We start from the raw sequence: 12856 nt of genomic DNA, 5'->3' as shown, positions 1-12856 counted from the left end.
TTAAACCTCCTCCTGAGTCACCCGCAGCACTTCTTCCACTGTCGTTTCCCCCGACAAAACTTTAGCCAACCCCGCCTGGCGCAGTGGACGCATCCCCATCTTCAAAGCCTGTTGTCGAATTGATGAAGCATCGGCATTATCTGTCACCAGATGACGAATGGGGTCTGTGACTTCCAGAAGCTCATACAACCCAGTACGCCCTAAATAACCGACTTGCATACAATGGCTGCATCCTCGCCCACGATAGAAAGTCGCTTGCTTGGGGATATCGGCTTGATCAAACAGCTCAGTAAGAAGCTTCTCATCCGGTTGATAACTGACGCGGCAATGGGGACAGATCGTTCTCACCAATCGTTGTGCCAAGACTCCAATCAGAGCCGAAGCCGCTAAAAACGGCTCCACCCCCATTTCAACCAAACGGGCCAGTGCCCCTGCCGAATCATTTGTATGCAGGGTGGAGAACACCAAATGACCTGTCAGTGCCGCCTGGACAGCAATCTTAGCGGTTTCACTATCGCGGATTTCCCCCACCATAATCACATCAGGATCTTGTCGTAAAATTGAGCGTAATCCCTGAGCAAAGGTGAGGTTTATTTTCGAATTGACCTGGATCTGTCCAACACCTGGAAGCTGATACTCAATGGGATCTTCAATGGTGATAATATTTTGTTCATGGGAATTAATCGCAGATAATGCCGAATAGAGGGTTGTTGTTTTCCCCGCTCCTGTCGGCCCTGTGACCAGAAAAATACCGTGATTTTTCTGCACCATCGCTTTGATCTGCGGTAACATCTCGGCATCGACACCAATATCTCCGAGCCCTAACACTCCGGTACTTTTATCCAGCAACCGCAGTACGACCCGCTCACCATACGCCGTAGGCAGAGTTGAAACTCTGATATCCGCCTGTTTTCCTGCAATCCGCACCGAAAATCGGCCATCTTGTGGAAGCCTTTTTTCCGCAATATCAAGGTTCGCCATAATCTTCAAACGGGAGATGATATTTGCCAGAGCACGATGCGGTGGACGTTGCACTTCATAGAGCAAACCATCAACCCGATAACGGATAACAACTTCAGTTTCAAATGGTTCTATGTGGATATCACTGGCCCGTCGGCGATATGCCTGCGTCAACAGACCATTGACGAAACGGATAATTGGCGCCTCATCACTGGTGTCCAGGAGGTCTTCAATCTCAGCACCATCGAGTTCTATATCTTCCTCACCAATATCAGAGATGGAACTGTCACCACCTCCTGAGAGGGTTTCATAAGCCTGATTAATCGCTTCGATCAATCTATCAGGTTCTGCTAAACAGGGGATGATACGGCAGCCGGTCAAAACGGAGAGATCATTTAAAATTTGATTATTGCTCGGATCAGCCACCGCCAAGCGAATCGTCTGGCCATCAATTTCAAGGGGAACAGCAAGGTTCTCTTTGGCATAACTGATGGGGACCGTGGTCAATAAATGCAAAGCGCTGGTTTTGACTTTCGGTTCGGCGACATATTCCATCCCACTTTGAGTTGCCAAGGCTTCAGCGAGGAGAATCTCAGTCGCTTCCCCTTTCTGCTTAAGGATCTCTCCCAAACGTAAGGCACTCGACTCCTGCTCTCGAAGTGCTTGACGCACGACATCCTCTGGGATGCCTTTGTCCCTGATCAGGATATCTCCGAGTTGTCGCCACTTCAGCGGTCGCATGGATTATTCCTCTATCTCTTCGACAGGTTGCTCGTTTAACTGACCACCTTGCAACGGTGGAAATAGCTCTTCAACACCGAGTTCCGTCCTGAATACTTCGAGATTAGCACGATTCTCTCTGGTTATCTTTTCGAGGTCTTCGCTGTTACGCACAACCCGTGGCGTAATAAAAATCAGCAGACTGGTCTTCTCTTCCGAATCACTACTGGATTTGAATAGATTTCCTAAAAAGGGGATATCACCCAACAGTGGGATTTTAGTTTCAGTCCTCGTCACATCACTTTGAAACAACCCTCCCAGAACGACAGTTTTACCATCTTCAGCAATGATGGCATTACGGACCAAGCGCTTGGTAAAAGTCGGTCCCACTTCACTGAGTTCACCAACGGATTCAGTAACAGCAGTGATTTCCTGATAGATCTCCAAACGCACCATATTGCCTTCGGTAATCTGCGGAGTGAATCTGAGAGTGAGTGCCGCATCCTGACGCTCAATAGAATAAGAGGTATCGCCATTGTCATCGACTGATGAAGACGATATGACCGGGACGTTCTGCCCGACTACAATTTCAGCTTCCTCATTATCCGAAGTCAACAGACGCGGAGCGGAAAGAACGTTAACGTTAGAATCAGTTTGAGACAGATTGATCAACGCCGAAAGGGCCGGAACAGTGACACTCTCACCATTGATAGTTGTCGTTATCGGGTTGAACAATCCACCGAGCATGATGCCGTCAACTGCAGTGCTAAGCAGACTGGAACTATAGCCACCACCAGATGTAATGCCACTATCTGAATTGGTCGAACCAGCAAGAACGCCATCGCTCCCAGTTTCAATAGCACCGCCCAGAGAGACCCCGAGATCAAGCAGAGCATCCATGGATACTTCGAGAATCAAAGCTTCGACAAAAACCTGCTTACGCTTAATATCCAATTTCCCGATCAACTCTTTGATTCCATCATATGCCTTAGAACTGGCATTAACAATCAACGCATTTGTAGACTTATCTGCCGTAACACTCACATTATCACTGGTCTTTGGAGTGCTCCCCTCTCTATTTGTCTGCACATTGCTCTTCAGAGCACCAGCTATAATCTGATTCAGAATTTGGGCCAAGCCTTCAGCTTCAGCATGCTCCAGATAGTAAACATGAATGCCGGATTCATTCCTTTCGGTCTTCTCATCCAACCTGTCGATCAATGCTTTTGCTTGTTCGATAAAATTGTCATCGCCAACAATCATCAACCGATTCGTACGTGCATAGGCCATGATTTCACCGCCTATCTTCTTACCTACAGTCTTTGTAGTTCGTGATGAACTGCTAGCTGGAGCTTTATTTTCAAGAATCTGTTGCACCATCTCAGCAATCTCTTCTGCTTCAGCAAATTTCAGCGGGACAATTTCCATCCGATCCCCGTCCCAAGAACGATCAAGTTCAGCCAGTATTTTTGCTAGGCGCCTAATATTTGCTGCACTGTCAGTCATAACAATCGTATTGGATGGTTCATAGGCAACAACATGACTGGTCTTTGGCATTAGCGGCCGCAAAATCGTATCAACAACCACTGTCGCATCAAGATTCTTTAGTTCGATAATCCGGGTAATGAACTGTTCCCCAAGATTTTTTCCGTTACTAATGGGCAGATTCTCTTCTTTAGCACTACGAATCGAAATAATCTTATTCACTTCCCCAGAGGGGACAATCGTAAAACCCTTAACCCGCAGAACAGTACTGAATAATCGATATGCCTCATCAACTGAAACAGGTCGGGGCGACACGATGCTGACTTTGCCACGCACCGATTCGTCATAAACAAAATTTTTACCGGTCAGTTCGCTGATCGTCCCAATCATGTCAATCAACTCGACATTCTGAAAATCGAGCGTCACCTCAAGCTCTCCGGCAACCTGTTTCTGTTGCGCTGCCAGGGGCTGAGAAATCAGCAATAACAGAAAAATACATACAGGCAATAAAACTTTTATGCCGTGTCGAATCACCACATTCAGCTCCTATTCAAAACTATACTCAAAAGTTTCCGGCTTGCCATTGCGTACTAACCCAAGAGATATATTGTTCGCTTCCCGGACTTGTTGAAAAATCTGTAACGCTTTTTCAGGACTGTTCAACTTGACCTGATTAATCTCAACAATCAGGTCACCAACACGCAGACCAATTTGTTCCAGTAAAGAACCCTTGTCTATCGCTATCAGTTTGAAACCAACCGTTTTGCCATTATTAATTTCGGGAATCATTCGCGCGGTTTGTAGTAATGAATTCAGATTAGCCCGAGCATTATTCGCCACGGCTTTCGAAACCTGCCAACGGCTTCCATCCAGAGCAACGACCCCCTGTTGCGTCGCAACACTATCACTTTTCTTAACCAGTTGAGCCTTGGCCCCTTTGCGTGGCTTCAACAGCAATTCGCGCGGGACACCATGATCCATCAGGACGACAAGTTTACGGCCAATCTGACTGACAACCAGCCCCGGAGCCAGTTCTGCATTGAGCTGAAAGATAGCTGCTTTTGGACCGGATTGAATTAACGCCAAAGACTCATCCCCAGCGACAACGGTCCCGATAAGGATCAAATCAGTGACAGCCCCAGCAGCAGCTTCATCTGTCTCCGCCGCAATAACTGTCGAAGAGAGGCTCATCGTTTCAGCCGTTCCCGTAGCAGCAGAATTAAACAGATTTCTATCTAGGATAATCTGGAAATCATCTTCCTGTAATTGTGGCGCTCTCACTTGCCGAGAGACAGAACTGACGGGGGCCATCGTTGCCCCGCCAAGCGACAAGTCAAGCAAACGGGTCACCAGCATCCCAGAAATGATCCCGCCGACAACTGACAGTAGCAGGAGCAGATAATTCAATAATCTTTGCAGATCAATTTGCACAGCAGCCAGACCCATTTAGAATCGAGAGAAGGTAATAAAAACATGTTAAAATTAGCGCAGTAAGACGTTCAATTATACACAATTTAACAAAATGTTATTACCTGTTTTTATCTTCTAATGAATCTGCCTTGGCTTTCAGCAGAGGCAAGAGGATGACGCGGATAATTAACGATAGGACAAAGATAGACTTTGAGCTGCTAACAGCTTTCAGGATTGATCTATAGAATCCAAAGGATTACTTGTCAGCTCATCCCTGTTGATCCGATACCAGCCGTCCTTATCTGGCCGAAAGATCGCATGGACTTTCAATGGTGTCCGCGTGGATCGGGGATCGAGCTCATGAAAAAATGGCAGGCTAAAATAGTGCAAACGAGTTGTAGATCCAAACCGGAGCCGTCCTAGAGGACGACCACCATAATCATCGATTAAATATTCGGCCATACGAATCGGTCGAAGCTTGTGATTCTTATGGATCAGAACGGAGGAGTGGCCGTAACATGTGTGGGGACCACAATCGGGACAGACGGTATCTTCAGATGAGTTACAAAAAAGGGTAACGGTGTCATCAATACCAGGAGAACGTGCCAGGTACTCACCATAGAACCCCCTGGCAACATCACCAAAAGCATGGTGCTCAGGTTTTGGATTACAAGCGATAACAGCGAGGAGGTTAAGTTTCTGGCGAGTATCAAAAAAGAGTTGATTGGCTTTTTCGATAATAACATTGATATTGGACTGATAAATGTCCCGGTAAGCATAGTCAAGACAGATCAGAGCCATAAAATTGTAACAACTGGGCTGACAGCGGAAAAAGGGAAAAACCTTCCCTCGATAGAGATAATGATCGCTGTCAAGAGCCTCCTCACCAACAAAAGGATGACTTTTAGCTTCAAAAAAAACTCGCCGGGTGCCGTCATCCTCCTTGGCAGAAATCATACAGCAGTTCACCGGAAGGGTATCGATGGCACCCGAATCCAGGTCCTCGATCACTGAAGCTAGGGCCTCCTGGTTGTCAGATGCAAATTGCTGCAATAAACCTTTATAATCTCCGAGCGTGATCGGCCCTAAGCCAATCACACAGATGGTGTTGGGACGAAAGTTGTCAAGCCGATCCAGCATTTCAGGGACACGCGCAAGAGGGAGGAGAGACTCAGGGAAGAATATAAAGTTAATCTTCTTTAAATTGCCAGAACCGGAGATAACCAAGTCAAGAACAGAGCAGATGGTTTTCCAGTTCCCCTCAGGATCCGCAAGATGATAGACAAATTTTCGCTTTTCCAGATTATTCGGGACCTGACAAGATAAGACGTGGAGATGCCTCATGAGGGGAAATTTGATCTGGAGGTCTTTTTCAACAATTTGGAACATAATTTAATCTAACTCAATCCCACCAGACACAATCGAACAAATTTCATGATTGTGCGCTTTAAGATGTTTCAGCTGGGGCTATATCAGCCTTTGATTGTTTACCCGCGACCCCAGATTGTTTATCCGGTCCATGGACAGTTGCCAGTTTACTTCCAGTATCTACCAACATGGCACCACATTCAGTGCACTCTAAAAGATTTGAGCTAAAACCATCTGCGTGGAGATCAACCTCCAGATGGTCATGATGGTTACAATAAGGACAGTTCATAGAATCCTCCATATAGTTAATATATAGACATAATATACGCCCCGCCCGAGAACCAAGTAAAGTAATTTTTATTACTTTAAGTATAACAAGGTTATAATATCCACGTTTTAAACAACAGCAATCCCCCTAAAAAAAGTGGTTGAGAAACGTCCATTTCAATAACTCCTCTTGCACATCGTGTCAAAATTTTCTATCCTTATCATGCCTTTAAAAACGATTTTGAAAACATGGCTAAGCAAGTTATTCATATTTATAGATGATCAGCAAAATCAGGTTCTATATTTTCAACTACCACTTAAAACTAACCGAAAAAGGAATAACATGCAAATGAAGTCGACAACAAAAATGAAAGCCGTTCTCATCGATGATTTTGGTCCCCCTGAGGTTATGAAAGTTGGAGAGATTGACACCCCACAACCCAAGGCCGACGAAGTATTAATTAAAGTTGTCGCCACAAGTATCAATCGCCCCGACCTGGTGCAAAGAGTCGGCAACTACCCGCCGCCAGCAGGTGATTCGACAATACTTGGTCTTGAAGTTGCTGGAACGATTGCTGCGATTGGCAGCGATGTCAGTGGCTGGCAAGTTGGTGATCGAGTCATGGCACTGGTCGGTGGGGGCGGATACGCAGAATACGCCGTGGCGTACGCTATCCATATGATGCCCATCCCCGAGAGCATGAGCTTTGAAGAAGCGGCTTGCGTCAATGAAAGCTACATCACAGCATTTCTCAATGTTTTCATGATTGGTGGTCTGCAAGATGGCCAAACAGCGATTTTTCATGGGGGCGGAGGCGGCGTCAATACTGCTGCCATCCAGTTGGCAAAAGCCTTGACTCCAAACGCAAAATTAATCGTCACTGCCAGTCCGACCAAGTTGGAGCGGGTCAAGAAACTCGGAGTTGACCTCGTCATTGATTACACAGAAACACCCGACTTTTCTAGCTTAGTCAAAGAATTTACCCAGAAAAAAGGGGCCGATGTCATTCTTGACCATGTTGGCGCCAAGTATCTAAAACCAAACATGGCGTCTCTGGGATATCAAGGCAAGCTGATTATCATTGGCATTATCAGTGGGATTAAAGCGGAGTTGAATCTGGCATTAATGATGGTTAAACGGCAACAAATTATTGGTTCAGTTTTGCGAAGCCGTCCTGTCGCCGAAAAAGGGGAGATTATCGCTGAGTTTACCCAACGCGCGCTACCCAAATTTGCCGATCGCAGTATTGTCCCGATGATTGAGAAGGTTTTCCCACTGCAAGATGTGGTCGCAGCGCATCAAATGATGGAAGAAGACAAACATTTTGGCAAGATTGTCTTAAAAATTGCAGATTCCTGATTTCACAACCCCTAAAAGAGCACCCCAAGCGCCTCTGATTTTTTAACTGAGGCGCTTTCGCTTGGACTCGGAAAGAAGAAGTCAATGCCATTTGAAATCACCAATTTTTCCATAGCACCTTATCATCAAAATACCTATGTCAGACCCCTACAACTAAAATACTGCCAAAATGGTGGGGAGCGTACCTGGGAGGCAGTAGAGAGTCACGACAGCGTCTCTGTGCTGCTCTACCACTCTGAAAAACAAGCATTTCTACTGGTCCGGCAATTTCGCCCGCCGGTTTACATGAACAACACGAAATATACCTGTACTCACGAACTCTGCGCCGGGATTGTGGATAAAAAATCATCGTTAAAACAGATTGCCAAAGAAGAAATTGATGAAGAGTGTGGTTACGACGTCCCATTGTCCGCAATAAAAAAAGTGAGTTCCTTCTTCACCAATGTCGGCATCACCGGCAGCAAGCAAAGCGTCTATTTTGCTATCATCAATGAATCAATGAAGATCCACGCCGGGGGTGGTGTTCGTAGCGAACAGATTATGCTTGAGTATATCCCCATCACCGCAGCGAAAGATTTTCTGTACAATGAAGATCTGGCAAAAACACCAGCATTGATGTTTGCTTTCTACTGGTTTTTTGAACAATATGGCGATGCAGGACAGAAGCTCTCGATTGAAGACTGAGTCCCTAAGAATCAGCGATCGCCTGTGCAGCAATATCAAGCACGACATCCAGAGAGGTCAAACTTTTCGTCTTAGCCATAAACCCGTTGGCATGCACAAACCGAATTTCCGGGTGCGTGGCTACAGAACGAAAATCAATCTGCAGATTGTCTCCTAAACGCAGCAATTCCCACCCTGCTCCGCGAATCGATGGGGTGATGCTTATGACAACATCATCATCGGCAAGATCGCGCAAATAAAGTTCCATAGATAACTTAGGGTTTTCGTCAATCCTGCTGACAAGAGCCTTCAGATGTTTCACTGGCAGAATCTTTGTTTCCCGTTGTAATTGTTCCAACCGCCCCATCTTCTGTCCAACCATCCCAATCAAATCTTCTCCAAATTCTTTCATGAGCCCATAAAAAGCATCCTGTTGAGTTAATACGGTTATCTTTGAAAAACAGGAGAGAATATATCCATCAATCGGTGAAGAAGCAGCGAACAGGATGCTCGTATCGATGCCAAGATATTGGGCGGTTCGATAGGGTCCACGGACATCCATCATGCTCATATGGCCATACCAGCCGAACACGATCATAGCAGCATCATGAAACCCGAGATATCGCATTAACAGATGAAAGGCACAGGGGGAAGACGAATCCTGATGATGATCAAAGTTATGTTTTTCAGGGTCATACTCCATTCCAACATCAACAACATAGGTGTCTAAATCTGCAAGATCCTCTGGAGTCGCTTCGCGTCGGTAAACTTCTGCTGAACCAAGGGTCGCAAGCAAAAGACTGACAGACATGAAATCGTCCTTATGGGCACTTCCCGGGTGAGTAATAATTTTATACATACACATGATCCTCATGGTGATGAATTGCAACACAAAGGTTTCTAACCACAAGCAACAAATATAACACACCTTTGACCTCTACTTCAGTTTCTCATGATCACAATCGACTTGTGAGTCAGTTCAATACAAGTAATAAATATTACATCCTACCTAAGAATTATTCTTGACAAGAGGCAAACATCGACATATCTTTATTCCCATATACATCCTATTGCATTTAGCAGCCCACTTTTATTCACAGCATTCAAAAGGAGAAAATCATGGAACAACTTAACATGCCATTACTTGGAGATGACTTTCCGGAACTATCAGTGCAGACAACTCAAGGTCCAATGGTCATCCCTGGTGATCTCAAAGGGAAATGGTTCGTCCTCTTCAGCCATCCCGCAGACTTCACCCCTGTCTGCACCACGGAGTTCGTGGCTTTTCAAGAGCGCTATGAAGACTTTAAAGCCCTCAACTGCACTTTGATCGGGATGTCAGTCGACCAGGTTTTTTCCCACATTAAATGGAACGAATGGATTAAGCAGGAACTGAATGTCACAATCCAATTCCCTATTATTGCGGCCAATGATGCCATCGCCCTGAAATTAGGGATGCTTCACCCTGGCAAGGGAAGCAATACGGTTCGTGCTGTATTTGTTGGCGATCCACTGGGGAAAGTTCGTCTGGTTCTCTATTATCCACAAGAGATCGGACGGAATATTGCTGAAGTGTTACGGGCGGTTAAAGCCCTACAAATATCAGACAGTCAGGGTGCAGTCCCTGCGAACTGGCCAGAGAACAATCTGATTGGCGACCGGATTATTGTTCCACCGGCAACCGATGAAAAAACTGCCGCTAAACGGAAAGAACAATACGAATGTTATGACTGGTGGTTCTGTCACAAACCATTGGAAAAATAACGAAGTCGGGCCCGGATTGGTTTCATCCGGGCCCGACCTTTTCAACCGGCAGTGGCAACATCAAGCAAGAGAAACACCACAACTGCCATCACAATGGGGTTGGTTTTTGCTCTTGCCACAACTGCATAAATAAACTTTCTTACGGGTTTTCACTTCAAACCGCAGCGGTTTCTCCCCTCCTCCCAGATGGTGGCCATCACAAAAAGGTAAACTTTCGGACTGGCCACAGGTACAACGGTAGTAAGTTCCCGGCTCAAGAGTTATAGCAATGGGCATCCCCGCATCATTATTTATTTTATTCACAAAAGCCTCCAAGCATCATAAAACCATCTAAAGAACTTGATAGTATGTTCATATAACATATATTGTTCAATTTTCTTGAAATTACTATTTTAATTTATTCTGCAGAAAACTTGATATGACTTACTGAATAACCAACAAGGTTTTCCTTTATAGCGTTGCATCAATCCAAGCTTTCAAGTTATTTCATAGAATACAATCAAGTCATTATAATTCAATACAAAGGGAAATTAATGCAAAAAAGCAACGTCATCTTAATTGGTATGCCAGGTGCGGGAAAAAGCACTATCGGTGTCATCTTAGCTAAAAGGCTTGGCTTTCATTTCATTGACACGGATCTCCTGATTCAAATTCAGGAAAAACGTCGCCTACAACAGATCATTGACCAACATGGTCTGCAACATTTCCGACAGATTGAGGAGCAAATATTGTTGCAATTGGATGCGGAGCGGAGCGTTATTGCGACAGGGGGATCTGTTATCTACAGCACAAATGGGATGGAAAAGTTAGCTGATAGCGGTTGCCTGACATACATCCACGTTCCACTTCTGCTGCTGCAGCAGCGAATTGCCGATATGGGGCAACGGGGCTTAGTGATGGCTAAGGGACAAACCTTTGAGGACCTTTATCTGGAGCGGACCCCTTTGTATGAAAAGTTTGCGGAAATAACAATATCGAGTCATGACAAGAACGCCGAGCAGGTTGCAGCTAAAATAGAAAAAAAATTACTCCAAACATGGGCGTCACCTTCATCATAACCACATTTCCCAAAAGAAGGTTGAAGCGCGATTGAAATTATTCCAACCTTTGCTTTAAAATAGGCTACAATCAGTTGTTGCCAACGGATAAACGCAAAATACGTTACAAAAGGAAATCTTGATGAGTCCAGACCAGCTTGACGATTTATTACTAAAAGGGATTGAAGCTGCTGAAAAGGGCTATATTCATTCGGCTCAGGTTTTTCTCGGACAGGTTTCTGAACATCGAAACACACCTGAGCTACAAAGTTACTTGGCTTACTGCTTGGCAAAAGGGCAAGGCCGCATCCATTCAGCAACAAAAATCTGTCGTGAATCGATCAAACACGAACCCAACAATTCCCTTCATTACCTTATTTTAGGGCGAATCCTGTTATTGTCAGGGGACAAGAGCAAGGCCATCAAGACCTTTCGTCAAGGGCTTATTGCCAGTCCGAACCCTTTGATTATTGATGAATTTAAAAAACTGGGCCTGCGCAAGCCACCCGTCTTTAAAAGTCTCAAAAGAAACCACCCTATTAACCGCGCTCTGGGAAAGATATTCGGGACTCTGGGTCTCAGATAAACACTATTATCTCTGTCGTGTCAGGAAACGATCCAACTCATTTGCAAACTTCTGCTTGTCCTTGGGGCTGTACGCTGCAGGTCCTCCAGTTTCAACCCCATTAGAACGTAAATCATCCATAAAATTACGCACTGAGAGTCTTTCGCGGATATTATCTTCACTGAAAAAAATCCCGCGAGGATCGAGTGCATGGCCCCCCTTAGTGATGGTCTCAGCGGCGAGAGGGATATCCGCGGTGACAACAAGATCACCAACCTCTAACAAGCGGACAATCTCCTGGTCGGCGACATCTGCCCCGGAACCAACCTGAATGGAACGAATCCACATTGAAGTAGGGTGCCCCAATGAACGATTGGCAACCAGTGTCAAGATAATTTGCTTGCGCTCTGCAACGCGATAGAGAAGTTCTTTTATCGGCTTCGGACAAGCGTCTGCATCAATCCATATTTTCATACTGTTCCTTCTTATCTCCAACGGCTGACAATATGATATACTACCAAAAAGGTAATCTTTAGCCCCTAACTCGTTATAGGGAGAATTTCTATGAATAAAAAAATAGGTTTAACCTTTCTTACGCTGCTGTTCATCTGTTCAACCTCTTTTGCCGCAAGGTTCCAAGTTGACAGCGCTCATACACAAATTCACTTCTCGGTTCAGCATCTGGTTGTTTTTAAGGTGCGAGGAAACTTCACCGATTTTACTGGAATCATTGAAGCTAACCCAGATAACCGGACCTTGATCTCTGCAGCAGCTACCATTCAAACAGCATCCATTGATACCCGGATCGAAAAACGCGATCAGCACTTGCGCAGTGCCGATTTCTTTGACGCATCCAACCATCCACAGCTCCATTTCAAAAGCAAGAGCATCACCGGTAGCGGGGACAATATCATTGTCCTGGGTGAGATCACAATAAAAGGTGTCACCAAAGAAATTATGTTGCAAGGGAGTTTCCTTGGAACAACGGCTGGTCCAGATGGCAAGCTCAGGGCCGGATTCGAGGCCACCGGGATGCTTAACCGCAAGGACTTTGGTTTAAATTGGAACAAACTGACTGAAACCGGCAGTGTGATTGTCGGCGATGAGATTCAGATCGGTCTGGAGATCGAAGCAATGATCAAGCCTGAAAGTATGATGTCAACCAGCGGATAGTTTTCGACGATAAAAAAAGGGCTGGTTTCAATACCGGCCCTTTCATGCGAACAGTATCAGCGCCCAAATATCTGCGTGACCCGC

General features: G+C 45.4%; 14 protein-coding genes. 6 read left to right on the top strand and 8 right to left on the bottom strand.

All coding sequences use genetic code 11. From position 1 onward, the window contains the following. The 5 genes from gspE to BLU87_RS17070 form a co-directional block, all read right to left on the bottom strand. Positions 1–1701, bottom strand: coding sequence for a type II secretion system ATPase GspE (gene gspE, locus BLU87_RS02175; protein WP_092344288.1), 1701 nt, complete (start codon positions 1699–1701; stop codon positions 1–3). A 3-nt stretch (positions 1702–1704) separates the two neighbouring features. After that, positions 1705–3702, bottom strand: coding sequence for a type II secretion system secretin GspD (gspD, locus tag BLU87_RS02170; RefSeq protein WP_092344287.1), 1998 nt, complete (start codon positions 3700–3702; stop codon positions 1705–1707). Positions 3703–3711: 9 nt separating this feature from the next. Then, on the bottom strand, positions 3712–4611 hold the full coding sequence (gspC, locus tag BLU87_RS02165; protein ID WP_092344286.1) for a type II secretion system protein GspC: 900 nt from the start codon (positions 4609–4611) through the stop codon (positions 3712–3714). A gap of 192 nt (positions 4612–4803) precedes the next feature. Beyond that, positions 4804–5964 carry a hypothetical protein gene (locus BLU87_RS02160; protein WP_092344285.1) on the bottom strand — a complete coding sequence of 387 codons (1161 nt, stop codon included), beginning with the start codon at positions 5962–5964 and terminating at the stop codon, positions 4804–4806. Positions 5965–6022: 58 nt separating this feature from the next. Then, complete coding sequence (locus BLU87_RS17070; RefSeq protein WP_139167441.1) at positions 6023–6232, bottom strand: hypothetical protein; 210 nt, start codon at positions 6230–6232, stop codon at positions 6023–6025. 345 nt (positions 6233–6577) lie between these two features. Between BLU87_RS17070 and BLU87_RS02150 the strand changes: the two genes are divergently transcribed. Together BLU87_RS02150 and BLU87_RS02145 are read left to right on the top strand one after the other, a co-directional pair. Continuing rightward, the gene (locus tag BLU87_RS02150; RefSeq protein ID WP_092344633.1) at positions 6578–7570 is read left to right on the top strand and encodes an NAD(P)H-quinone oxidoreductase; all 993 of its coding nucleotides are present in this window, start codon (positions 6578–6580) and stop codon (positions 7568–7570) included. 84 nt (positions 7571–7654) lie between these two features. Then, on the top strand, positions 7655–8254 hold the full coding sequence (locus BLU87_RS02145) for an NUDIX hydrolase (protein WP_092344284.1): 600 nt from the start codon (positions 7655–7657) through the stop codon (positions 8252–8254). A gap of 4 nt (positions 8255–8258) precedes the next feature. Here the strand turns inward: BLU87_RS02145 and BLU87_RS02140 are convergent, their stop codons facing one another. Beyond that, complete coding sequence (locus BLU87_RS02140; RefSeq protein WP_092344283.1) at positions 8259–9092, bottom strand: MYG1 family protein; 834 nt, start codon at positions 9090–9092, stop codon at positions 8259–8261. Positions 9093–9352: 260 nt separating this feature from the next. Here BLU87_RS02140 and BLU87_RS02135 point away from each other — a divergent pair, with 260 nt between their 5' ends. After that, positions 9353–9997, top strand: coding sequence for a peroxiredoxin (locus tag BLU87_RS02135; RefSeq protein WP_092344282.1), 645 nt, complete (start codon positions 9353–9355; stop codon positions 9995–9997). A gap of 60 nt (positions 9998–10057) precedes the next feature. Here BLU87_RS02135 and BLU87_RS02130 read toward each other — a convergent pair whose 3' ends face one another. Continuing rightward, positions 10058–10300, bottom strand: a complete 243-nt coding sequence (locus tag BLU87_RS02130; RefSeq protein ID WP_245706331.1) for a CDGSH iron-sulfur domain-containing protein — start codon at positions 10298–10300, stop codon at positions 10058–10060. Between the two features lie 230 nt (positions 10301–10530). Here BLU87_RS02130 and BLU87_RS02125 point away from each other — a divergent pair, with 230 nt between their 5' ends. Next, on the top strand, positions 10531–11055 hold the full coding sequence (locus BLU87_RS02125) for a shikimate kinase (RefSeq protein ID WP_092344281.1): 525 nt from the start codon (positions 10531–10533) through the stop codon (positions 11053–11055). A 121-nt stretch (positions 11056–11176) separates the two neighbouring features. Then, entirely contained in the window at positions 11177–11620 is a 444-nt protein-coding gene (locus BLU87_RS02120) for a tetratricopeptide repeat protein (RefSeq protein WP_092344280.1), read from the top strand. Between the two features lie 6 nt (positions 11621–11626). On the opposite strand, the gene BLU87_RS02115 is transcribed toward BLU87_RS02120, so the two are convergent. Further along, positions 11627–12073, bottom strand: a complete 447-nt coding sequence (locus tag BLU87_RS02115) for a YaiI/YqxD family protein (RefSeq protein WP_092344279.1) — start codon at positions 12071–12073, stop codon at positions 11627–11629. Between the two features lie 90 nt (positions 12074–12163). Between BLU87_RS02115 and BLU87_RS02110 the strand changes: the two genes are divergently transcribed. Further along, positions 12164–12772 (top strand): YceI family protein, encoded by a 609-nt coding sequence (locus BLU87_RS02110; RefSeq protein WP_092344278.1) that lies wholly within the window; start codon positions 12164–12166, stop codon positions 12770–12772. Positions 12773–12856: the final 84 nt, after the last annotated feature.

Source organism: Desulfuromusa kysingii, from assembly GCF_900107645.1.
GTDB lineage: Bacteria > Desulfobacterota > Desulfuromonadia > Desulfuromonadales > Geopsychrobacteraceae > Desulfuromusa > Desulfuromusa kysingii.
Note: the sequence above shows the minus strand (reverse complement) of the source record. Positions and strands in the feature narration are given on the sequence as shown.

Coding starts and splice junctions, on each gene's coding strand:
- gspE (WP_092344288.1), bottom strand. CDS start 1,701: ATGCGACCGCTGAAGTGGCGACAACTCGGAGATATCCTGATCAGGGAC.
- gspC (WP_092344286.1), bottom strand. CDS start 4,611: ATGGGTCTGGCTGCTGTGCAAATTGATCTGCAAAGATTATTGAATTAT.
- BLU87_RS02160 (WP_092344285.1), bottom strand. CDS start 5,964: ATGTTCCAAATTGTTGAAAAAGACCTCCAGATCAAATTTCCCCTCATG.
- BLU87_RS17070 (WP_139167441.1), bottom strand. CDS start 6,232: ATGAACTGTCCTTATTGTAACCATCATGACCATCTGGAGGTTGATCTC.
- BLU87_RS02150 (WP_092344633.1), top strand. CDS start 6,578: ATGAAAGCCGTTCTCATCGATGATTTTGGTCCCCCTGAGGTTATGAAA.
- BLU87_RS02145 (WP_092344284.1), top strand. CDS start 7,655: ATGCCATTTGAAATCACCAATTTTTCCATAGCACCTTATCATCAAAAT.
- BLU87_RS02140 (WP_092344283.1), bottom strand. CDS start 9,092: ATGTATAAAATTATTACTCACCCGGGAAGTGCCCATAAGGACGATTTC.
- BLU87_RS02135 (WP_092344282.1), top strand. CDS start 9,353: ATGGAACAACTTAACATGCCATTACTTGGAGATGACTTTCCGGAACTA.
- BLU87_RS02125 (WP_092344281.1), top strand. CDS start 10,531: ATGCAAAAAAGCAACGTCATCTTAATTGGTATGCCAGGTGCGGGAAAA.
- BLU87_RS02120 (WP_092344280.1), top strand. CDS start 11,177: ATGAGTCCAGACCAGCTTGACGATTTATTACTAAAAGGGATTGAAGCT.
- BLU87_RS02115 (WP_092344279.1), bottom strand. CDS start 12,073: ATGAAAATATGGATTGATGCAGACGCTTGTCCGAAGCCGATAAAAGAA.
- BLU87_RS02110 (WP_092344278.1), top strand. CDS start 12,164: ATGAATAAAAAAATAGGTTTAACCTTTCTTACGCTGCTGTTCATCTGT.